The sequence below is a fragment of the Pseudomonas piscis genome, assembly GCF_009380155.1.
Classification (GTDB): domain Bacteria; phylum Pseudomonadota; class Gammaproteobacteria; order Pseudomonadales; family Pseudomonadaceae; genus Aquipseudomonas; species Aquipseudomonas piscis.
The window spans coordinates 972,919-994,714 of record NZ_WHUV01000001.1 but is presented as its reverse complement, the minus strand read 5'-3'; the positions used below and the strand labels follow the sequence as shown (position 1 = coordinate 994,714).

25 protein-coding genes are annotated in these 21,796 nt (G+C 64.2%); all 25 read right to left on the bottom strand.

The window, feature by feature from the left end:
• Window position 1: 1 nt before the first annotated feature.
• The 25 genes from GDH07_RS04645 to GDH07_RS04525 all read right to left on the bottom strand — a co-directional run bounded on the left by GDH07_RS04645 (window position 2) and on the right by GDH07_RS04525 (window position 21,794).
• Window positions 2-526: a hypothetical protein gene (locus GDH07_RS04645; RefSeq protein WP_152896786.1), complete on the bottom strand. Its 525-nt coding sequence runs from the start codon at window positions 524-526 to the stop codon at window positions 2-4.
• 18 nt (window positions 527-544) lie between these two features.
• Window positions 545-1,060 (bottom strand): hypothetical protein, encoded by a 516-nt coding sequence (locus GDH07_RS04640; protein WP_022642627.1) that lies wholly within the window; start codon window positions 1,058-1,060, stop codon window positions 545-547.
• A 30-nt stretch (window positions 1,061-1,090) separates the two neighbouring features.
• Window positions 1,091-1,654, bottom strand: coding sequence for a glycoside hydrolase family 19 protein (locus GDH07_RS04635; protein WP_022642626.1), 564 nt, complete (start codon window positions 1,652-1,654; stop codon window positions 1,091-1,093).
• A gap of 12 nt (window positions 1,655-1,666) precedes the next feature.
• Entirely contained in the window at window positions 1,667-2,164 is a 498-nt protein-coding gene (locus GDH07_RS04630) for a phage tail assembly chaperone (protein ID WP_085599285.1), read from the bottom strand.
• A complete protein-coding gene (locus GDH07_RS32230; protein WP_178124008.1) occupies window positions 2,165-3,058 on the bottom strand; it encodes a gp53-like domain-containing protein in 894 nt (297 codons plus the stop codon).
• A gap of 103 nt (window positions 3,059-3,161) precedes the next feature.
• Window positions 3,162-3,653: a tail fiber assembly protein gene (locus GDH07_RS04620; protein ID WP_022642623.1), complete on the bottom strand. Its 492-nt coding sequence runs from the start codon at window positions 3,651-3,653 to the stop codon at window positions 3,162-3,164.
• Entirely contained in the window at window positions 3,654-4,583 is a 930-nt protein-coding gene (locus tag GDH07_RS04615; RefSeq protein WP_343038157.1) for a gp53-like domain-containing protein, read from the bottom strand.
• A 138-nt stretch (window positions 4,584-4,721) separates the two neighbouring features.
• Window positions 4,722-5,240, bottom strand: coding sequence for a phage tail assembly chaperone (locus GDH07_RS04610; protein ID WP_152896784.1), 519 nt, complete (start codon window positions 5,238-5,240; stop codon window positions 4,722-4,724).
• On the bottom strand, window positions 5,240-6,160 hold the full coding sequence (locus GDH07_RS04605) for a glycine-rich domain-containing protein (protein WP_152896783.1): 921 nt from the start codon (window positions 6,158-6,160) through the stop codon (window positions 5,240-5,242). The genes GDH07_RS04610 and GDH07_RS04605 overlap by 1 nt, the downstream gene beginning before the upstream one ends.
• 13 nt (window positions 6,161-6,173) lie before the next feature.
• Window positions 6,174-6,572: a tail fiber assembly protein gene (locus tag GDH07_RS04600; protein ID WP_178124007.1), complete on the bottom strand. Its 399-nt coding sequence runs from the start codon at window positions 6,570-6,572 to the stop codon at window positions 6,174-6,176.
• 2 nt (window positions 6,573-6,574) lie between these two features.
• Window positions 6,575-7,513 carry a hypothetical protein gene (locus tag GDH07_RS32450; protein ID WP_246195902.1) on the bottom strand — a complete coding sequence of 313 codons (939 nt, stop codon included), beginning with the start codon at window positions 7,511-7,513 and terminating at the stop codon, window positions 6,575-6,577.
• Window positions 7,514-7,523: 10 nt separating this feature from the next.
• Window positions 7,524-8,123 carry a YmfQ family protein gene (locus GDH07_RS04590; RefSeq protein WP_053135666.1) on the bottom strand — a complete coding sequence of 200 codons (600 nt, stop codon included), beginning with the start codon at window positions 8,121-8,123 and terminating at the stop codon, window positions 7,524-7,526.
• Window positions 8,111-9,151 carry a baseplate J/gp47 family protein gene (locus tag GDH07_RS04585; protein ID WP_053135669.1) on the bottom strand — a complete coding sequence of 347 codons (1,041 nt, stop codon included), beginning with the start codon at window positions 9,149-9,151 and terminating at the stop codon, window positions 8,111-8,113. Before GDH07_RS04585 ends, GDH07_RS04590 begins: the two co-directional genes overlap by 13 nt.
• On the bottom strand, window positions 9,141-9,539 hold the full coding sequence (locus tag GDH07_RS04580) for a phage GP46 family protein (protein WP_022642616.1): 399 nt from the start codon (window positions 9,537-9,539) through the stop codon (window positions 9,141-9,143). Before GDH07_RS04580 ends, GDH07_RS04585 begins: the two co-directional genes overlap by 11 nt.
• A complete protein-coding gene (locus tag GDH07_RS04575; protein ID WP_022642615.1) occupies window positions 9,539-10,048 on the bottom strand; it encodes a phage baseplate assembly protein V in 510 nt (169 codons plus the stop codon). Before GDH07_RS04575 ends, GDH07_RS04580 begins: the two co-directional genes overlap by 1 nt.
• Before the next feature lie 83 nt (window positions 10,049-10,131).
• Window positions 10,132-11,172 carry a phage baseplate assembly protein gene (locus GDH07_RS04570; RefSeq protein WP_085599305.1) on the bottom strand — a complete coding sequence of 347 codons (1,041 nt, stop codon included), beginning with the start codon at window positions 11,170-11,172 and terminating at the stop codon, window positions 10,132-10,134.
• A 3-nt stretch (window positions 11,173-11,175) separates the two neighbouring features.
• Window positions 11,176-12,414, bottom strand: a complete 1,239-nt coding sequence (locus GDH07_RS04565) for a DNA circularization protein (protein WP_022642614.1) — start codon at window positions 12,412-12,414, stop codon at window positions 11,176-11,178.
• Window positions 12,401-14,362, bottom strand: a complete 1,962-nt coding sequence (locus GDH07_RS04560) for a phage tail tape measure protein (protein WP_246195901.1) — start codon at window positions 14,360-14,362, stop codon at window positions 12,401-12,403. Before GDH07_RS04560 ends, GDH07_RS04565 begins: the two co-directional genes overlap by 14 nt.
• Before the next feature lie 130 nt (window positions 14,363-14,492).
• On the bottom strand, window positions 14,493-14,789 hold the full coding sequence (locus tag GDH07_RS04555; protein WP_152896781.1) for a phage tail assembly protein: 297 nt from the start codon (window positions 14,787-14,789) through the stop codon (window positions 14,493-14,495).
• A complete protein-coding gene (locus tag GDH07_RS04550) occupies window positions 14,786-15,133 on the bottom strand; it encodes a phage tail tube protein (protein ID WP_022642610.1) in 348 nt (115 codons plus the stop codon). Before GDH07_RS04550 ends, GDH07_RS04555 begins: the two co-directional genes overlap by 4 nt.
• Window positions 15,134-15,196: 63 nt before the next feature.
• Window positions 15,197-16,693 (bottom strand): phage tail sheath subtilisin-like domain-containing protein, encoded by a 1,497-nt coding sequence (locus tag GDH07_RS04545; RefSeq protein WP_152896780.1) that lies wholly within the window; start codon window positions 16,691-16,693, stop codon window positions 15,197-15,199.
• Window positions 16,693-16,875, bottom strand: a complete 183-nt coding sequence (locus GDH07_RS04540) for a DUF2635 domain-containing protein (protein ID WP_022642608.1) — start codon at window positions 16,873-16,875, stop codon at window positions 16,693-16,695. The genes GDH07_RS04545 and GDH07_RS04540 overlap by 1 nt, the downstream gene beginning before the upstream one ends.
• Window positions 16,872-17,447 (bottom strand): phage tail terminator protein, encoded by a 576-nt coding sequence (locus tag GDH07_RS04535; protein ID WP_068580478.1) that lies wholly within the window; start codon window positions 17,445-17,447, stop codon window positions 16,872-16,874. Before GDH07_RS04535 ends, GDH07_RS04540 begins: the two co-directional genes overlap by 4 nt.
• A 245-nt stretch (window positions 17,448-17,692) precedes the next feature.
• Window positions 17,693-18,412, bottom strand: coding sequence for a hypothetical protein (locus GDH07_RS04530; RefSeq protein ID WP_152896779.1), 720 nt, complete (start codon window positions 18,410-18,412; stop codon window positions 17,693-17,695).
• Window positions 18,413-18,698: 286 nt separating this feature from the next.
• Window positions 18,699-21,794 (bottom strand): TipJ family phage tail tip protein, encoded by a 3,096-nt coding sequence (locus tag GDH07_RS04525; RefSeq protein WP_152896778.1) that lies wholly within the window; start codon window positions 21,792-21,794, stop codon window positions 18,699-18,701.
• Window positions 21,795-21,796 lie beyond the last annotated feature (2 nt).

Below are 21,796 nucleotides of genomic sequence, written 5' to 3'. Positions count from 1 at the left end.
TTCAGTCCTCCAGGGCTCGGTATTGGCTCGGATCGTCGATGCTGGAGACTTCCCAGGTGCGGGCGAACAACGGCTTGCCCACAGGGTCGTCCAGCAGCGTCGGGCCCAGGTAGATGGCCTGCTCGAAACTCAAGCTCCAGGCGTCATGGGTCGGCTGCGGATCGGTCACCGGCAAAGGCTGCGCGACGATGTTGCCCGCCGCACCGCACTGCTCGGCCGACCAGCCCCAGCGGTTATCCGCCAGCACCGTCAGCAGCCGGCTGACCAGGTCCCAGGTGGCCTGGGCCGACCCCGCCTGGCGCGGCACACGCAGCTGCAGGACGATGCGCAGCAACTGCGCCTGGCGCCCCTGGCTGGAGCGCGGAGCCTGCTGGTTGCGCTCGATATCCAGCAAAAGCCACGGCTGCCCGGAGGTGTTGTCGAAGTCCTGGCGCGTGCCCACCTGCAGGCCCGGCTCCGCCTGGCACAAGCCACGCTCGATGGCCAGCAGCAGTTCGGAAGGTTTACGAATATCCGGTACGGACATGAAAGTCTCCTGTTCCCCTCAGGGATGCCGGGCCACCGCTGGGGCGCCCTGCAACAGGGCCTGGGATTCGCGCACCCACTGCTGCAACGCCTTCAGTTGCTCGGCGTTGGCGTGGCACTGGTTGTAGTTGTCGACGACGCTGGCGGCGACGGTAGAGAGTGCAAGGCCCGAGGCGGCGCCATCAGTGCCGCGGGGGCCTCCGGCCACGGGCAGGTTGTGGGCACCGGCGTCGTGCACCCGGACAAAACCGGCAGGCACCACGCAAGCGCTATCAGCGGCTTGGGAAACATAGATAGGGACCTCCTTGGTAATAGTGGCGCCCGCCTGGTAGACCTTGACGATGCGGTCGACGTACTCGACCACCACCTTCTCCTTGACCGTACCCAGGGCCCGGCCCTGTTCGAAGGACTGGCGCAGGCGCGCCTCGTCCAGGACGTGGTTGCGGCTACGCTCGCTGCCGACCCCGGTGATGTAGCCCAGGGCATAGAGCAGCCCGGCCATGACCGCCACGGCCAGCCAACTGCGAATGTTCATGCTGATTCTCCTTGGCGCAGGCCGGCGGCCTCAGGCTGCCGGCAGGCCCAGTACCGAGCGCGCCCGGCCCCAGAGCTGGCGGCGATCTTCCAGGCCGTTCAGGCCGCCATTGATGCGCCGGGTGATGGCGTTGAATTCGTCACGATCGGCCAGGGCATTGAGCCCCGCCCGCTCCCAGAACCAGGCTGCGGATTCGGCGGCCCATTGCGCCTGCTCCAGCAGCTCGGGCAACTCCAGCAGGCGCTCGTCGCCGAACAGGCCGAGGCTGCACTGGCGATAGTTGCTGCGCCCCGTGACCTGGATCAGCCCACGCCCGCGATAGCGCTGGCCGTCGCCATCGGCCTCGGGGGTATTGCCCAGCCGCGCGGCCAGGGTGCCGGTGTCGTACTTGCTCAGGTACTGGTCGTTGCCCAGCTCGCGCACGTACTGCAACTGCCCCGATTCATGGCCGATCTGCGCCAGGAACGCCGCCTGGCGCTTGGGCGTATCGATCTGCCGACGAGCCATGGCAGCGTTGAGCGGAGATACGAAAACGCCCGCTTGGCGGCGGGCGTTCGGCATGATCTTGAGCAACTGCTCTTCAGTGATCGACATAGAGGATTCCTTTCATTTGTTCTTCCCACGAAACAGCGCGAACAGTGGGTTGGATGAGCTCCTGGACTCGGCCGAAATCGATTCGGCCACCGCAAGTTGCGGGCGCAGCGCCTGCTGCGGAAAAGCCTGCTGGACAGGCCAGTCGCGCAACTGCTGGCGATACTGCTGCAAGCTGGCAAACTCGGCGGCCGAGAGAGTCGTTTCTACCCCGGCCTCCAGTTGGTCGCGATGCCGGGCCACCACCCCATCGGTTTGCAGCAACTGCGCGTCGCGCCAGCTACGTTCGTTCTCCTGTAGCCACTGCGCATCGGGGGCAGGTAAGTCGACCAGGACCGGATAACCATCGTCCCTGGCGGCCATTTTCTTCGGGCTCAGGGCCAGCTCGCTCAACAGCGAATGCCAGTAGCGCTCGGGCACCTCCACCACATCGTCCGGCATATCGCTGCCATGGATCGCCGGCAAGTAGGCACCACAGGTGCTTGGGCTGAAAAAGATCGTCGAGTTGTTCATTCAGTACCCCACTACTCGGTAATAGATGAGCCACTGCGAGCTGTTCCCCAAGTGGTTGAAAACCCTCAGCTGGCAACCTTGGTTGGTTACCTTGTTCCATACTGCAATCACCATGGCCGCACCGGTGCCGGCATGGTTGGCCACAATGGAGCGCACGCCATTTGGAAAGGCAACCGGAAAGGTGACGTAGGCGTCACCGGATTCATTGCTGGTGCAAATTCCCCACTGATCGATGATGCCGCTCGGATGTCGTTGAAAACCCGAAGCGCCATACGAAGCGCTGAACATGGGCGAATACTTCAGCGCGGCATCGCCATCGTCCAGGCTCCAGCCACGGTCATACAGGTTGCGCCGGAATACCGCCCGGGTACCTGCGGTGAAGGTCATCGGGCCACTGCTGGCACCGGAGATCTGCGAAAGGTTGTCACCAGCCCGGCCCTGCACGGTAAAGGCCCCGCCCCAGCCAAACACCGTGATCAGGCCACCGGGTGCCACCGCCGCCCACTCGGGCAAGGTCACGGTCACCGGGGCCGTCAGGGCAATCAGCTTGCCGACATCGCCAGGGGCCAGGGCCACGTCGCGATCATAGTTGGCTTGCCCCGAGTAACTGCCCAGGGCCCTTTGCACGAACTCGGTGGTCGCGACTTTGTTGCTCGCATCGAACTTCGGCGCCGTATCGAAAGCACCCTTGCCACGCAAGGCCGTCAGCAGCTGGTTGTTCACCCCTTCGACCGGTGTGGTACCCGAGGCCCGGATAACGTTCAGCAATTCTTCGGTCACCGAATTGCCCCAGCTCGCGGAAATCAGCGACCCGGGGGTTCCCGCCACGGCATCCTCATCCACGAACCTGCCGTTGACCAAGCCAACGCTGGGCACGCTCCTTGGATAATCCATTGTTTAACTCCTGCCATCTCTGGCTTTTCGACTGACGAGCACCGCCATTTATGGCGGTGCTCGGTCAGGACAGCTCACGCTGAAGATGAATATCAGTGCCGCATCAGGACGCTGCATCCGGTGCCGGCTGCGCGGGCTTTCTGGCCCGGGTACGCTTCACCGCGGGAGCCGCTGCCGGGGCCGGCATCACTTGTACGGGGCGCTTGTCGCTAGCGGGGAAGTCGTCCTGGGCCGGCCATTGGCGCAACAGTCGCCGATAATCCTGCAGGCTCTGGAATTGAGCCGCCGACAAGCTGGTGGCGCCACCGGCGTCCAGCTCATCGCGATGGCGCGCCACCACGCCGTCGGTCTCCTGCAATTGGCCGTCGCGCCAGGCCCGCTCGATCAGCGCCAAGGTCTCGGCCGAAGGCCCGGGACGTTCCACCAGGATCGGCCGGCCCAACTCGTCGGCAGCGATGGCCCGGCCCTGGGCTTGGCCCTCGAACAGCTTCTGGTACTCCAGGTCGGTGATCTTCACCGCCTGCTCCAGCAGCGCCGGTTCATGCTCGTCGGAGCACAGGAAACCCAGGGTCTGCGCTAGAAAATACTTGCTCATTCAATACCCCCAAACCAGGATGCGGCCGCCAATGGGATTGGGCACCGGTACGTTGTTGCCGATGATGTCCCGGGCCTTGGCCACCACCACCGCCTTGTTGCTGCTGGGCAGGTCGAAGGCCCAGACCGTGGTCCGGCCTGTGGCACCCCAGCCCAGGGGATTGAGTTCGTTGGCAATGCCGCCCAGCACCGCGTTGGGAAACTGGATAGGCAGTGACACGATCATGTTGCCGTTACTGTCGGAGCCACCGGCGATCCACTGCACGATCAAGCCACTGGGCAATTTCTGGTAGCCAGTACCTCCCATCAAGCACGCAAAACCCGGCATGTAGCGCATCGGTACGCTGCCCAGCAGCGCCGTCCACTCGCCATTGAGATGCTTGACCAGCACCACCGAATCGCCCACGCCGAACTCGAAGCTACTCAGGTAGCCGTTGCCGACGGCGATCTTGTCGCCACCATTGACCACCACGGTCATGGCCCCGGTACCGGTGTTCATCAGGTACAGGGCGCTGCCATTGGCGATGGCCGGTCCGGCCGCGGGCAAGGTGATGCTGTAGCCGCCATAACCGAAGCGCACGCAACGACCGATATCGGCGGCGGTCAGGGTGGTGGCCGCGTTGTAGACCGCCACATCGCGCAGCGAGCCCAGGGCGCGTTGCACGAACTCGGTGGTGGCTGCCGACTTGCCGTTGTCGAACTGCGGTTTGGTCTGGAACAGCGCGCCGCTGCGCAGCGCGGTGATCAGCTGGTTGTTGCTGCCTTCCAGCGGAGCGATGCCCGCGGCCGACAGCACATTGAGGATTTCATCGGTGATCGCGTTGCCCCAGCTGGCCGGGATCAGCGACCCCGGTGTGCCGGCAACCGGGTTTTCATCGATGAACCGGCCATTGACCAGCCCGGAGCTGGGCACGCTTTTTGGATAGTCCACAGGTGATGTCCTGATAAGGACGCCCACCGCTACGCCCCGGGTGCGACGCGGCTCGGCCAGCGGCCAGGCAACGTCGGCACCCGGGTGGCGGGCAGGCGTCTTGAGATGATTGAAAACGGCTCGAAGGATTCGCGCCGGTCATTGGCCAGGCAGGTTGCCTGGCAACCATTGGGGGGCTTGCGGGCGCGCCGCAACGGCCGGAAACCCCTGGCAACCGGGCCATTCGCGCAAGGCCTGGCGGTACTCCAGCAACTCCAGGTACTGCTGCGCGCTAAGGCTGGTGCCACGGCCCAGGTCCTGTTCATCGCGGTGCCGGGCCGCCAGCCACTGGCTGGCTTCCAGGCTGTCGCTGCGCCATTGCCGCTCCCGGGCCTCCGCCCCCTGGGCCACCACCTCGGCCACATGGGCCCGGGCCATGGTTTCCAGCTTGTCGCCTGGCGGTGTCGCCAGCGGCGCAGCCACCGGCTCACTTGCCTCAGTCGCCGAAGCCGGCACTGGGCTGGCCTGCAACTCCATACCCATCCGCACTTCGCGCCCCGAGGGCGCAGGGTGGATGGATGCGAGGAACTGCGGGGCGAACAAATCAGCGATGGCGTAGTCGCCGGTCTCGATCAACTCGACCACCACGCCCTCTTCCACACGGACATAACGGGCCATCACGCGTACTCCCAGATTTCACAAAAGCCATTGCCACCGGCGCCGCTCAAGCAGGCGGCAGTGGCTAGGAAGGAACAACTGCCGCCGCCTCCCGAACCACGTACCCCGGGGAGGCCTATGTTGTTCAGTCCGGTAGCGGCAGTCCCGCCGTCGAACGGACTGGCTGCACCGCAGCCCGCCAACGTTCCCCAGTTCGGATTGTTCATGGCATAACCGCCCTGTATGCCACGGGCGCTGGAAAGGTTGCCGCCCGTCACCACTTGACCTCCTGCTCCCCCCTGGACGAATCCGGGGGAATCCGACACAAAGGTGATCACCTGGCCACCCATACCCCCAGAGGCGCTCATGTAGCTGCCGAAAGAGGCGCTACCGCCACTGGCCCCCACCACCGCGCGCGCCTCGCCACCGGCACCCAGGGTTACGGGCACCCCCGCCAGCATCTGTGAGGTCACATCGAACAAGCCCTCGGCATAGGCGCCAGAACCACCGCCGCCACCCACGGTGAAACTACCTGCGGGCACCGGCTGGCAGCCGCCGCCGGAACCACCGGCGCCCACCAGGCGTACGCGAATGCGCTTGGCCCTGGGGTCGGGTCGGTACAGGGTGATGCCCACGGTTTCAAACTGCTTCACCGTCAACAGCCGCCCGCCAGCATCGCTGATGCCGTAGCCGCCCAGGGTGGTGGGGGTATTCTTCAAGCGCTTGAAGTCGAGCAACTCGCCAATGGCTTGGGTCAGCTGGTCAGTCTTGCGTTCATCCGGCACCAGGCCGGCCGCCTTGATGACGTTGAGGATCTCCTGGGTGACGCCATTGCCCCAGTCGGCGGGAATCAGCGATCCCGGCGAGCCGGTCAGCGGGTTTTCATCGACGAAGCGGCCATTGACCAGGCCCGCACTGGGTACGCTTTTCGGGTAATCCATGGTTCATGTCCTGTCAGTGGGGCAACTTCGCCAGCCACTTGGGCGGCTCGGGTCGCGCTTGGGTTTGCGACTCGCCGGCCGAGGCCGGCCAGTCCCGCAGGGCCTGGCGGTAAGCCAGCAGCTTGGCGAACTGCTTGCGCCCCAGGGTCGCCGGGGCATCGGCGTCGAGTTCATCGCGGTGGCGGGCCACCAGCCAGTCGGTCCTGGCCAGGGTTGTGCGGCGCCAGTCGCGCTCGGCTTGCAAAAGCGGCTGCTGTGGTTCGGCGCCAAGGCTGTCCGGAGCCGGGCTGAACAGCTCATCCTGGTAGCGCCAGCCGACGGTCACCGCAAGGCCTGGCGGCAACTCGACGCCACCGTCGATATCGCCGCTCACCAGGGCCGTCACGACGCCCTGTTCGATAATGGCTTTCATTCCTAGGCCTCCCATCTGACACGGGCGTTGATCAGCCCGGCGGCGCTAACGTTCTGTGCCCAGGACAGAATCAGCACACGCCCCATATAGCGATCGCTAAAGCCCCCAGCGGGCATGATTGATTTCACCGACGCAAGATCCCCTCCGGTGTCCTCCGCGACTACGCCGTAGTCGGTCTTGACGTTACCGTCGTAGTCCAACAGCCCGGAAATATAGGCCCGGGGTTTCCTGGCCCAGTTCAGGGGCAGCGAGTAACTGCCGCTAGCTCCGGACCAGCCCCCCACGGCTTCCAGCCGCGCCTTGTTGGCCAGCAAGGTCAGCTTGGGCAGGGTCCCGGCACCGGAGGTGACCACCTTGGCCAGGAGCATGTCGATGCAGGTGGAATCGAAACCACCTCCGGAGGCGCCGGCGGCGCCCTTGAGCGCAGGGGGAACGGCATCGTTGTCGGTGCCCTTTTGCAGGTAGCAACCCAACGCCCCACCCATGACCTGCATGCGCAAGAAGTAGGTGCTGTTGATCTCCAGGTCGGGGGACATCCAGGGCACGCTGTACAGCGCCCGCGGACGGGCGGTGATGCCCACCAGGGCTTCTTCGCCCAGGCTGACCAGCACCCCGCCGGGTACCATGACCGTGCCGCCCGCCGCAGCCGTACCCGGTGTCACCGCGATACGCCCGTCGGCCGTGGCCACGGTGGGAAAGGCCAACGCGGCCAGGGGCTGGGCATCCTGGGCCAGTACGCTCTTCAAGGCCCTGAGCAACTGGTCCGATTCGCTTTCGGCTGGCGTGATGCCCGCCGCACGAATCACATTGAGCAACTCCTCGGTCACGCCATTGCCCCAGGCGGCGGTGATCAACGAGCCGGGCGTCCCGGTCAGCGGGTTTTCGTCGGCGAACCGGCCGTTGACCAGTCCCGCGCTGGGCACACTTCTGGGAAAGTCCATTACCTGCCCTCTAGTCGTAATTGATATGCACCCGGGTATGGGCCGGGGCACTGCGGTGGATCAGGCACTCCAGGGCCGATCCGGGGTTCATGCCGAAGCGTTCGCCCCAGTAGCTGGCGCCGTAGCGCCGCCCGAGCAGCAGCCGGCCGCCGGTGTTGAGCGTCCACATGAACTGCGCCTGCCAGGTGCCGAAGTGCGCCGAGCCGAAGCGGGCGCGGCCCATGCGCGGAGCCTCCAGCTCGGTAATGGTGGCGTTGGGGTAACCCTGGCTGCGGGCGATTTCCACGTAGTAGCTCAGCGCCTGGCTACCCACCGCCAGCAAGCGCCGGCGCACCGCCAGGCGGCGGTCGTCGAACAGCGGCGTGGCCCCCAGGCAGGGGTCGGGCAGCTCCATCACCCGCTCCCAGTCCGGCACCAGTTCGCTGACCCCGGCCGGGTCCATCTCGTTGAGCAGGTCGGCGGCCCGGGCATCCAGGCGTGCCAGTTCCTGGGCGATGCCTTCGAGCACCTGCTCCAGTTCAGGCACTTGCTCCGGGTCCCAGGCCGGGCCGCTGGGCAGCAAGCTGCGCAGTTGTTCCTGGTACTGGGCCGCGCTTCTCATTCCAGCCATACGCAACCTCCGAAGGTCAGCAGCTGGTTGTTGGCGGCCGGTACGTCGGCGCTGGGCGCCATCAGCTTGTGGTCGTTCTCGCCGGTGGCACTGCTGATGGCTTCGGCGATATGGGTCAGCAGCAAGGTTTCGCCGAGACCGGCTTCACGGTGGTGCAGGTCGCGCAACTGGGCTTGCACCGCGGCGCGCACGGCGCTGGTGTCCGGGCTCAGGCGCAGGCGATAGGTCACCGGCTGCTGCACCGGGGCCAGTACGTGGACCTCGGCGGTCACCGGCCGCAGCGGCTCGATATGCGCTTGCACCTCGGCCAGTTGCGCGGCATCCGGCACCGGGTGCGGATCATCGTCACGCATCACGAACAGGCCCACGGTGCCCGGCCCGAGGTAACTGCCGCGGCACCAGGCGCGGGTCACGCCGGGGCACTCCAGAGCCCAGGTCTCGTAGTCCTGGGCCGAGCCGCCGTGGGGAATGACCCGGTACGAACGGATCACCCGCGAGCGCAGCGACTCCAGGCTCTCGCGCGCGACGCCGCCCACCAGCCCTGGCGCCAGCACCGTGAAGCTGCCGCTGATGCCCTGGATCGGCTGCACCGGGATCAGGCTCAGGCCGGCCTCGGCATTGCCCAGGGAACCGGCATCCAGGGCAGCGATGCTGGTGCTGTTCAGGCCGCTGCTGGTGGTCCGCGCGGCGGTCACCTTGTAGCTGCGGCCATCGCTGGACTGCAGCAGCGTATCGACATCCAGCACCGCCCCGGCCGACGCCATGAAGCTGACGTTGCCGCTGGCCGCCTGGGCGGCCTTGCGTGGCTGGTTCAGGCGCAGGGCGGCGATCCGTTCCAGGGTCGACTCATCGGCCTTGTCCGGCAGGATCTGCTCGGCGATCCAATCCAGGTAGCCATACAGGCCAAAGGCGGCGCCGCTGAGGGTTCGGGCCAGGACTTGGGCATCGGACTGGCGCAGCGAATCGCTGGCCAGGTCGCTTTGGGTGCGCTTGATCAGCACCGGCAGCGAAGGCGTTTCAAACGGCATAGGTCACCTGCCAACTGTGTTCGGGGTTGATGTCCAGGCGCTCGCCACCGGCCAGTACCAGCACGATGCGCAGGTTCAGGCGTTGGGCGTCGAGGCGTTCGCTGCTGATGTCCACGGCGCTGCAATGGCCATCGTCGATCAGCCATTGCAGGGCTTCGCGGGCGTAGAACTCGGCGTCGAGCTGGGTCTGGCGGGTCAGCTTGACCCGGCGCAGCAACCACAGCCGCGAGCCGATGCGGTCGTCGGCCACCGTGGGAAAACTGTCGCCCCACCAGCCGAAGCGCTCGTCATCGTCGAGCACGTCATCGTCGGCGGCGCGGCGCCAGGTGTAGAGGCTGATCAGCACCGCGCGGGTCAGCGCGGTCTTGAGGTCGTGGCTGAGGAACATCATGGGCCTCCCACCGGTGCGCCGGTCTGGCCGGGGCCCGGCTGCACGCCGGCATGCTGGTGGCGCATCTGGCTGATGCCGCCGGCCACCTGGTCGCCCTGGGAGACGATCTTGCCGGTCTGGGTCAGGGTCGGCGTATCGATGTTCACCGCCGTGTCCGCCCGGATGTTCAGGGTGCCGGTCTGGATATCGATCACCCGGCCACGCTTGAAGTGCACCTTGTCGCCTTCGTCGGTGTAGATCGCCACCTCGCCGGGCGCCAGGGCCTGGAGGCGATAGCGGCGGTCAGCGACCACCAGCACCACGGCGTGGGAGCGGTCGCCACCGAGGAAGGTGGCGATGCCTTCGGCCCCGGCCAGCGGATTGCTGGTGAAACCGTAGGGCTCGAAATGCTCCATGTCATCATTCACTTCGCCAGCGGTCAGGCGCATCTGGAGCGATTGCAATTTGTTGGCCGAGTTGGCGAGCACGACGGTGCCGCGCGCCAACAGGCGTGTCAGTAGGCTCATGGTGGATTCCTTGGCTGGCCCGGGCCCGACGCATCGGGCAGGCAATGGCGGGCCCCGGTGGCCTGTACGCCGCCGGGGGCGGCTCAGGTTTTCGCGGGGACGGGGTTGGCGTCGAAGGTGTGTGGCGGCGCCACTTGCAAGGTGGTGATCGAGCCCTGTTCGGAGAGCGAATAGGTGACCTTGGAGATCAGCATGTCCTGGTCGAAGCCCAGGACCTTATCGATCACCCGCACCAGGGTGTTGTGCCGCCACAAATCGCCGTTGCCCTGGCGCCAGCCCTGGACCCGATAGCTGGTGGTCAGCGCCTTGCCCATGCGGGTGGCGCTCTCCCAGTCGGCCCGCTGCTGGGCCAGTTCGGGGGTCAGCTGCGCGCTTTCGCTGATCACCGTGACCCGCTTGCGCGCCATGCTCGGGTCCCGGGCCTGGCCCGAGACCTCGGCGACCGCAGCGCCGCTTTTCTGGTCGCTGCCCTTGTGCTGGCCGATGACCCGGTACTCGGAGAACACCTGGCTGAAATCCATCGGCGCATTGGCCGACAGGATGTTCTTGCCCAGCTCCAGGGCATCGCTGGCCCGCCCGCTACTGCCAGGCTTGGCCAGCAGCACGCGGCCCTCGGCGTCATCGGTGGAGAACACCCGGTACAGGGTCAGCAAGCGGTCGATGGACTGGAACACCGTCTCCCCGGGCACGATGCTGTGCTTGCCGAGCTTGGCGGTCTGCGGGATCTCGCTGACCACGCCCACGCCATAGGCGCCCGCCAGGGCCTGGACGATGCTCAACAGGCTCTGTTCCTGCCACTGGCTCGGGCGGTTGATGGCTGCGCAGTCGGCCAGGTCCTGGGTCAACGAACTGCCTTCGATGCTCAGGCTGACCTGGTGCGCGTCATAGCTGACCGGCGCCTTGTACACGTAGCCGGTGAGCACCAGGTCGCTGCCGATACGCACCTGGCAACGCGAGCCGGGCTTGATCGGCTTGACCTCCAGTTGCCCCGGCCACTGCCAGGTGATGTTGAGGCTGAAGCTGCGGAACTGGCGCTCCAGGTCCGCGCTGATCTCGACGCTTTTCCAGCCGCCGTAGTCCAGGCCGTCAACGGTCAGGGTGACGGCATCTTGTGCTGGGTTCATGGCCTACACCTCGGCGATTTTCAGATCGGCCGGCGGCAGGAAGCCTGGATGCACCGCCTTGTTGCGCTGGCTCACCTCCCCCACCCGAGTGGCATCGCCAAAGCGCTGGTAGGCCACCACCAGGGCCGGCAGGCTCTGCTTGGGCGACAGGGTCAGCAGCCGCACGCCGGTGGACGACACCGCCGTGAGATGGCCGAACAGCTGCTGGCGCAGGCTGTTGAGCGCCTGGTAATGCAGGGCATCGGCCTTGAGCGCGGCCTGCCAGATCACCTCATTGAGGGCATCACGCAGGCTCAGCACATCCTCGGCCACCGGTACATCCAGGCGGCGTACCGGCTGGACCGCCTGCTGGGCCACCGAGGGCGTGGAGTTGAGCTTGACCACCGGCGCTGCCGCCGGCATCTGCGCGACCTGGTAGCCGAGCTTCACCAGCAGCATGTCCTGCACCAGGTTGGCCATGGCCTGGGCCGCGGCCACCGTATCCTTGCCGGTGGTGAGCTTGGGCGTATCGATCTTCTTCGCCGCCTCGACCTGTTGCGAAGCATTGGCCAGCACCCCGCGATAACCCTCGCGGGCGAAGTCCTTGAGCTCGCGAATGTCCTTGAGCAAGCCCTTGAACTCGGCGCTGACCTCCCGGGGCAGCTCCTTGAGCGCCAGCACCAGCTGGCGCAGGTCCTTGTAGGTGTCGATCAGCTCCTTGAACTCATGCTCGATCACCGCGTAGACGTCCTTGAGGCAATCGCGCAGTTCCTTGACCGCGATCCGTGCGGCCTTGATCAGGCTGATGACCTCCTCGAAGCGCCGCACCGCCGAACCCAGCAGGCTGTCGGCGGCCACCAGCAATTGCTCGCGGGAGTTGACCACCGCCGTGGGGAACAGCAACGGCTGGTCGGGGTGGAACTTGAGGGCGAACGTCACCAGGCCGCCGTCCTGGCGGGTATGGGTCATTTCGCACTCGCCGACCTTGACCTGCATCCGTCCCAGCCAAGGGTGGACCAGTTCCCCGGCCCCCTGCTCCAGGGCCTGGAGCAATTGGTCGCGCTGCTCCAGGCAGTTCTCGCCCACGATGAAGGCCGTCAGGTCGTGGACCTTGGCCTGCTGGCCGAGCCCTTCGTAGAAGGGCTGGTCGCGCTGGGGGTACTCATGCAACTGGCCCTTCTGGCCCACCGGGGTCTTGGCTTGGTCGACCCAGAAACCGACGCCGCGAAACGACGCCGGCAACAACCGATCACGCCAGCTCATTGGAACCTCCTAGGGAAAGTGAGCGATAGCCGATGCGCGGAGTCACCGCCAGGCCCGGCTGGTTGGTCTGCGGCTGGCTGGTGCGCATGCCCGCCGGGGCGTTTTCGAAGCGCACCGTCAGGCCGCCTTCGAGTTGCGTGCGATTGTTGGCCGCACTCTGCTGCACCAACGCGCCGGAGCCCTGGTTCAGGTTGCGCGCCGCCGGCGAAGCCTCGGCACCGAAGAATGCCGGGGCCAACTGGCCCTTGCCTTCGGCGTTGGTGCGCTGCTGGGCCTCGGTCAGGCCTTCGACCTTGCCGGTGATCTTGGCGATGAAGCCGCCAAAGCTGCCGCCGAGCATTTCCCGGATACCACCCAGGGTGCCCTTGAGCTTGTCCCAGAACGCCGAGAACCAGTCGGCGATGGGCTGCCAGTTGGCCGTGACCATGTCCATGGGCGACCAGTTGAACAGCTCCTGCAAGACCCCCTGGACCGGCGCCGTGACCGCCAGCAGTGAGTCCCACAAGCCACTGAAGAACCCGGCCACGGGCTCCCAGGCCGCATTGATCAGCGGCATCGGCGACCAATCGAACAACGCCCGAAAGAACTCGCCCACCGGCGCGCTCAGCGCCAGCAACTGGTCCCAGGTGGCCGAAAAGAAGTCCATCAGCGGTTGCCAGTTATTGATCACCAGGCCCAGGGGCGACCAGTCGAACAGAGTCTTGAAGAACCCCAGCACCGGTTCCGCCTGGGCCCGCAGGCCATCCCAGCAGCGCCCGAAAAAGCCCAGCAGCGGCTGCCAGTTATTGATCACCAGACCCAGGGGCGACCAGTCGAACAGGGTCTTGAAGAAGCTCATCACCGGTTCCGACAGCGCCCGCAGGCCATCCCAGCAGCGCCCGAAAAAGCCCAGCAGCGGCTGCCAGTTGTTGATCACCAGACCCAGGGGCGACCAGTCGAACAGGGTCTTGAAGAAGCTCATCACCGGCACCGACAGTGCCCGCAACAGCTCCCACAGCGCCGAGAACAACCCGGTCAATGGCTGCCAGTTATCGATCACCAGCCCCAGCGGGCTCCAGGAAAACAAGGTCTTGAAGAAATCCAGCAGCGGCAACGCCAGGGCCTGGATGCCCTGCCACAAGCCACTGAAGAACTCGCTGAGCGGCGCCCAGGCCTGGGTCGCCTCGCCGACCACCGAGCTCCAGAGCCCGGAGAAGAACCCCGTGAGCGCGCCCCAGGCACCGGCCAGGGCCTGCAACGGGCTCCAGCCGAACAGGCTCTTGAAGGTGGCGAAGGCCACCTGCGCCGCCTGCTGCAGGCTGTTCCAGATCCCGCTGAAGAACCCTGATATCGGCTCCCAGTAGGCCACGATCAAACCAGCGGCCACGGCGATCGCCGCCGCCACGATGCCCACCGGCGAGGCCAAGAGGCCGACCACCGCCGCCAGGCCCATGGCCCCGGTGGTGACCACGGTGAAGGCCACGGCCGCTGCGGCCAAGCCTTCCACCAGGGCCGGGTTGTCGGCGACGAAGCTGCCGATGCTGCTGATCAGCGGGGTCAGCCCGGTGATCAAGTTGTTGACCGCCGGCAGCAGTGCCTGGCCCATCTTCAGCGACACCCCTTGCAAGGCGTCGTCGAACTGCTTGAGGTGGGCCGAGGTTTCTCCCAGGGGCACTTGCGGTGCCTTGAGCTGGGTGAGTTGCTGGCTGCTGGCTTGCAGGTCGTCCTCGGCCTTGATCGCCTGCTTGATGCCATGGATGAACGGCTCCAGCAGACCGCCACCCTTGATGAAGCCGCCCAGGTCGAGGGAGCCGAGGCCGCTATCCTCGATGCTCTTCTTGAAGGCGCCGATCCTGGCGCGGATCCCCGACATCTGGGCTTCGAGTTTCTGTGCGCCGAGCACCACCACGGACATGTGCACCGTGGTCTGGATGTTCGTCAGGCTCATGCTTTGTTGAATATTCGCCATCACTGCACCTGCTGCATCGCATTGATCCGTTGCGCGTGCTCCAGTGACTCGCGGAGCACATCCAATGGCCTGGCCATCATCTGTTCGGGGTCAACCTTCCAGAACCAGGCCAGGTCATAGGCGGCCGCGATCAGGTCGCCGATGGCTGCGACGCCGCACTCATGAAAAAACTCGCGACGGCCCAGCTCAGGCCGTTGAGGTCGGCCAGGTCCAGCTGGTTCACCGAGGACGGTGGGATACCGGCGCAGACCGCGATGTACTTGGCCGCGACATCCATGTCCAGGCTCACTTCCTCGCTCTTGTCGATCCGGTACGGCAGCGCCTTGATGTTGCGCACCTCCTGCACCGTCGGGCGGCGCAGGATCAGTTCATCGAGCGTTTCGCCGTGGGCCTCGATGGCCATTTGCAGCTTCACGACTTGAGTCATTGCCAGGTCCCCTTCACGCCGTTGAACACCAGCGCGATGCTGGCGTCGTCGCCCTTGGATACCGGCTCGTCCACCAGGTAGGCGCCGGCCAGGACGAAGACCTTGCCGTTGTTGAATTCGCAGGTGACGGTCATGTCGGTACCGGCCACCAGCTGCTTGAGCGGGAAGTCCGGGGTGTGCAGCGCCGTGACCTTGAACGTCGGGGTGACCTCGACTTCCTTGTAGAAACCCGGCACGACGGTTTCACGCTTGGTGGACATCAGCGGCGCCTCGCAGCCGCCGTTGATCGTCAGTTGAGCACCGTCGACCTTGACGTAGCAGGTGCCCGCAATCACTTGACCCATGGTGTTTCTCCCTTCAATAAAAAGCCCACGCAAGGTGGGCTGGATTCACAGTCGAACGCGCGTTCAGGCGACGTTGTCGTACTGCAGGCGGAACTGGTTGAGCAGCGCGAACACTCGCAGGCCGTTGATGTAGTCCGGCGGGAACAGCACGTTGATGCGGTTCGGGTCCCGGGCATCGCGTTCCACCACCAGGTGCTCGGCGAACAGCTCGGCGTTTTCCACATGGCCTTCCAGCTCCAGCTTGGCGTACTGGGCGATCAGCTCGCCGCGAATGGTGCTCGGGGTGACGATCGGCTGGCCGGCGCCGAAGCGGGTGCCATCGGCGGCCAACTTGTGGCGCCCGTACTTGCTGGTGATCACGCTTTGCAGGCGGCGCACGATGTAGGCCGACTGGTGCAGGGTCTCGCTGTCCAGGTAGGAGTTGTCCGCCTGGCCGAAAGCGTTCTTCTGGTAGGTGGTGATCGAACGCTGGATGCGCACGTAGCCGCCTTCGTAGTAGGCGGTGGCGATGCCGTAGTTGAGCAGCGACTGGCGCTCGGTCAGGGTGAAGCGCTCGCTGGCCGCGGCCGGGTCCAGGCCTGGCAGGCTGCCGCTCTGGGTCGGACGGCTGGCATCGGCGGAGATGAACACCGCGGTGCGCGCGGCCAGTGCCGCAGCCTGGACCCAGGCCGGTTGCGGAACGCCCGGTTCCAGGGCCTGGATGGTCATGTGCTGGTCGTTACGCGCCTGCCCGGCGGCGACCAGGGTGCCCACGGTGCCGCGCTTGGCGGTGTAGACATGGCCGAACAGCTGCTTGGCCCAGGACCAGCGACCCACGCTGTCATCCATGACCGCTTGCCAGGTGTTGAGGCTGGCGACGTCGGTCCAGGGCATGCAGATGAACTCGAACGGCTCATCGCCCAGGGCAGCGACCGCGGCGACCTGGTCAGGCACGCCGGCACCACCGGCCATCTTGCCGATGACGATGGCCAGGCCTTCCGGGGTGCTCTCGCCATTGCTCTTGCCCAGGCGATTGAGCTGCAGGCTGATGTCGTTGCCGCTGTCGCCGGTCCACTTGGCGTTCAGGGTCACCACGCCTTCGGCGGCGCTGGCACTCAGCGGCAGGTCGGCCGAGGTGTTGATCTTCTGCACCAGGGCGGTGGCCGCCTGGGCTGCGGTGGCGCCCTTGGCGATGGCGGCCTGGACCCGCACGCCGCCCACATAGAGGTTGAGCACGCCGCTCTCGGTGGCGCTGCCGGTCAGGGTCAAAGTGCCCTTGGCCACGCTGCCTTCACTGTTGTGCAGCGGCAGGCACCAGATCTCGCCGACCGGGTCGGTCTTGCGGAAGGTCTCGTACATGGAGGCCAGCATCGAACCCTGGCCGCCGATGCTCTTGGCCAGGGCCACGCTGGACACCAGCACCAGCTTGCCCACGTCGCTGGCGGGCACGTTGTCGTTGACCTGGGCGACGATCAGGCGGCGCATGGCCGACGAGGCGCTATTGGCCGCCGAATTGTCCATCTCGGCATAGAACAGCGGAACACGAATGTCCGCGGGGATATTGCTGAATCCGATCGCCATTATTGGGCTCCCTTCGGTTGTGCCGCTTGCACGGCGTTGATGGTGATATCGCCATCGGCCAGACGGCGACGCCACCAGGCGTTGTCCGTGACTTCACGGCCGGTGACCGGCAGCAGGTCGCCCGCTTCCGGATCGGGTACGGCACGGCCAGCGGCCGGCAGCACGGTGATGCGTTTGCTCATTGCTTCAGCTCTCCTGAGAAAGTCAGCTCCAGGCGCCCATCAGGGCCCGGGCTTTTCAAATTGGGATCCGCCGGATCGATGGCATCGACCCGCACCGTGACCCCGGTAAAGGACGGCAAGCCGTCGAGTTCACGTTCATGCCAGGTTTCCGCCGGCTGCCCGGAACGATTGCGCCCCAACTGAAACTCGGCGAAAAAGCGCAGGCGATAGAGCAACCGCTCGTTGCCCACCGGCACCAGCTCACCACCCTCGTACTGGATCGGGCTGTACTCGGCACCAGGCTTGAAACCCACCAGCGCGCGCCAGACCTCGGCCCGCAGGTCATGGAGCTGGTCCAGGGCCTGTTGCGGGTGAGTGGCATCGAGGAGCAAGGCGACTTCGAAGCGGTCGCGGATGATCTGGCGGAAGGTGTTTTGTGCGGTGGAGGGAGTGGCGAGGTCCGCCACAGGCAGAATGTAAGCAACTACGAGGGAGGATATGGCAGCTGCTGCAGGTACCGGACCTGCTATCACATGTTCGGCAATACTCGGACATTGATTACGCAGCTGTTTGGCAACAGCGGTAATATTCATCAGGTTTCCTAATAACTATTAAAGCCCCATAAGTCATTTATGTTCCAAAGGGATATTACTGCGCTATGTGGAGAGCCAAGCCCCGTAAAAACGGACGTCTACAAAGCTCTTTACATAATCCCACGACACCCAATACATTAGAGCCGAAACAACACCAATCTAAAAAAGCAGGGAGCCACCCTCGACACAAAGTCTTTTCAACTGGTATTCATCCGACCTGATGATTTCAATAAAGCATATAAAATTTAAACATTTAGAATCGGCATTGAAGGCAAGTCAAAGAATACGGCCCCTGGGATCCCGTATGGAAACATCCCTGCCGGAGCATCCATAAACGACTCTAGAAAAAGTAAAGGCCTGCCTGCAGACTCCCATCCAAAACCCACTTCAGTCACCACAGAAACCGGACCAAAGTTACTATTGGTGAGCCCAAAAAAAGCGAACGCCAGCAAGCCTAATGCAACATACTGACCATTCTTAACCGGCGACGTCCCATAGTGAAATAGATCGTCACGACCGTTAACAAACGGGCTTCCACCAGCTTTAACCCAGCCAGATGTTTCTCCGGATATTTCTCCTGAAAACGTGAGCATTCTCCGACCAGCATCAAATACACACTTATCCTTTTCATTGAAGACAGAAAGTGTCCATCGTTCTCCTGGAGGCAAGTCGGTGGCATATACTTGCCAATCCAACTTGATTGCTGCGCCTCTTACCCTGACTGAAATTCCCGTCCAAGCTCCAGGCGCACCTAAAACGGTAATACCCCCAATCAGTCCTGCCCCTGACCATTGAGCAACACAAATGATAGGTAGATTAGCCGAGTTGATAGAAGCCTTGAATGATACTTGAGTAACGCCAACTCCACAGTCCGTCACTCCTGAAGAACCTAGAGAATAATTAAGAAAGTTAGAGTCTACGAGAGTATCTCCATCAGGATTTTTTATAATCATCCCATAGTTCATTTTTTTACCACCAAAACTATTTCGCTAGGGCACATGTAGGCTGGTCGATAATACCAGGCGTAACTCCAGACTATTTTCCCATCCATGAGATATACCGAGACACCAACCTGTGAAGGATCTCCTTTAGGTATGGAGTATACGTACGCATTATGTGGCCCATAACCGGGTACGCTTTTTTCTCCAGCCTCAATTTTCCCGACTGAAAAACGCTCTACCACACGCAAAGACTGACCAGTCATCGTGTTAACTAGCTTCTGATCAGAGTCATATATCGCAAACCCGAAACTCATGCTGTCAAGTCCCCTATATGCACTCGAAGCTTATTATTAGAGTCGATAACCTTGATTGAGCGATTAGTTATACTTAGATGACCACCGCCAGATATAGACCCATTAAATTCAAGGTTCCCCGCCTTATCTAAACGCCAGCCTCGACTACCTGCCTCATAATCATCAGACTCGATATACTCACCAATATGAGCAGTGGTTATCGAGCCCTTAGCAATATATGCAGAGTCTATATAGGTACTACCATTCTGAATAACAAACGGGGATATCGCCTTGGCAGTATTAGGATCGACAACCGCAAACCGATTAGCCGCAACCAATACCTGACTGGTAATGACACCCTTATCGTTCTCGACCCCGACACCAATCCCCGCCAGATAGGGTTTGTTATCCACCGTCAGTTGCGTCTTGATCGAGTACATCGCCGCCAGCTCGCGCTTCATGGTCTCGACTTCAACCTGGGCACCGCCGCCGGACTCGATCTTCTGCAGCAGGTGCTGGCTCAGTTGCGTCTCGCTGATCTTGTCGCTGAGGTATTCGAGGATCGGTCCGGCATCCGAGGATGACTGTCCGGTGATCGGCCCATGGAAGGCACTCTGGTTGCCGATCTTGTCCACCAGGCGCGCCCAGAAGAAGAACCGTACGCCAGCGGCCAGGCCCATGATGGTCAGGTCGGTCTGCGGGTAGGCGTAGTCGCCAAACTTGGTGGCGGTCGCCACGTCGCTGCTCTGGCTGTACCAGATCTCGGTCCGTTGCAGGTCGGCGGTGCTCAGCCCGGCCGGGATGCTCCACTTGAGCTTGATGCCGAACACGATCGACTCGGCGTTGAAGGAAGCCACCATCGGCGGCGGTGTGGTCTTGCCACTGAGCACGGTCTCGGCCGAGGTGGCGAACACCGAGCCGATGTCCAGGGCGTTGATCGCCCGGACCTTGGCCACGTAGCGCCCGGCATAGATACCGCTGACTTCGAAGGCGTTGCCCCCGGTACGTCCGGCGAACACCCAATCCCCGTCGTTCTTGCGCCAGTGCACCTCGTAGGCGATGGCGTTGTCCGGGCGTTCCCAGTCGATGGTCATGACCCCGACCGCGCTGCCCTGGTCGACGAAATGCTCGTTGCGCACCCGCACGTTCTTCGGCGGGTTCTGCACGCTCGGCGGGATCACCGTCACCGGTGGCTGGTCGATGCGCGCGCCGTTGTCGATCGCCGCGAACTTGGCGGCGACATGCTTGACCGCGCTGATGCTGTACTTGATCGCCGAGTCGGAGAAGTCCTCGGCCACCGACAACACGCGAAACTGCTGGACCGCCAGGGTCGGCGAATCGATGGCCCACATCGAGTGCACCGGTGGCAGCTCCTCGAGTTTTTTCTCCAGCACCACCCGCTGCACTTCAGCGGGAAAGCCGGTGGTGTCGAGGGTGGTGGCGCCGCTGTCCCAGGTGATGCCAGTGCTGTCCCAGGTCAGTGGATAACCCACGGACTTGATCACCCGGGAGATCGCCTTGCCGGTGGGCATGATCAAGGTCAGGGTATCGCCGGGGTAGGCCTTGACGTCGGCATCCAGCACCAGGGCGTCCAGGGTCGCCGAGCGCAGGCGCCCGCCGATCCGCCGACCGGCCCGGTCGTTGTCCGCCACGCGGATCACCTGCCCCGGACGCACCAGGGTGCCGTCCAGGCCCACGGAAAAACTCACGCTTTCGGTTTCCAGGCGGTTGGTCAGCAGCGCCCATTTGCCGATGCGCTGGGCCTGGGCCTGGGAGGTGCAGCCGGTGGCGGTGATCTCGGTCTGCTGCACGCCATAACGGGCGATGCCTTCCGGATCGTCGACGTACTGCACCTTCTGCCGGTAGAAGTCCGCCGGGTCGTTCCAGCTCACCAGGGCCACGCTGTAGCGGGTCTTTTTCGCCGAGCCGCCGTAGACGAACTTGCCGTCGATCACGTTGGCGTTGCTGTAGGTGTACACCGGGTCTTCCGGCATATCGGCCACCGCCATCACCGAGCCTGCGCCCCAATAGGCCATGCCGCGGAAGGTGGTGGCCAGGTCCTGCAGCACTTTCAGCGCATCGGCGCGCACCGAGAGATAGAGGTTGCAGGTAAAGCGCGGCTCGGTGCCGCCCTTGCCATCGGACACCGGCTGGTCGCAGTACTGGCCGATGCGGTACAGCTCCCACTTGTCCACCTGGCCGGCGTTGAGCAAATGCCCCAGGCCATAACGCTGGTGCAGCAGCAGGTCGTAGTAGATCCAGGCCGGGTTGTCGGTCCAGGCCGACTTGAAGGTGCCGTCCCACACGCCGCTGTAGGTCCGGGTGGCCGGATCGTAGTTGCTCGGCACGCGGATGATCCGTCCTTGCAATTCGAAGGAGCGGTTGGGAATCGACTGGAACTGCGAGGCATCGAACTGCAGGCCGATGATCGCCGAACCCGGGTAGCGCAACTTGGCGTCGATCACGTCGGTGATGGACTCCACGCTGGTGGTATCGGCGATCGCCCCGCTGCTGGAGTTCGCCGTCAGCCGCCGCACCCGCACGCTCCAGCCGGCCTTGGCCGCTGGCAGGTCGACCCGGTGGGAGCGCTCGTACTTGCTGGAGCTCTTGCCGCTGAAGGCCGATTGCAGCACTTCGACGAACGCCCCGCCGTCGGTGGACAGCTCGATGACGTAACGCACCGTGTAGCCGTTGGTGTCGCCGTTGCTGGTGTTGGTCTGGGCCAGGCGCGAGACCGCCAGGCGGATGCGCACCGCCGACAGTTGCAGGTTGGTGATGGCGCGGGTCCAGGGTTGGTCGCTGCGCAGTTCCACCGCCACCTGGGACTCGTTCTCCACCGCCGGAAAGCCCGGGATGTAGGTCTGGTCCTGGCTGCCGTTGCGGGTCTCGAGGCTGACCCCGGAGAAGTTCAGGCTGCCGTCGGCGTTGGCCAGGGGCGTCTCGTTGAGGAACACCGAGCGCTTGCCGTTCTTCAGGCCCACGATCTCGCCTTCACTGACGAGATCGAGGATCCGGGCATAGGCCGTGCTGTGCAGGCTGTCCGGGGCTTCCACGGAGGGACGGGGCGGCTTGGCGCCGCCGCCCTTGCTACCGGCGAGAATGTGGTCGGTCATGG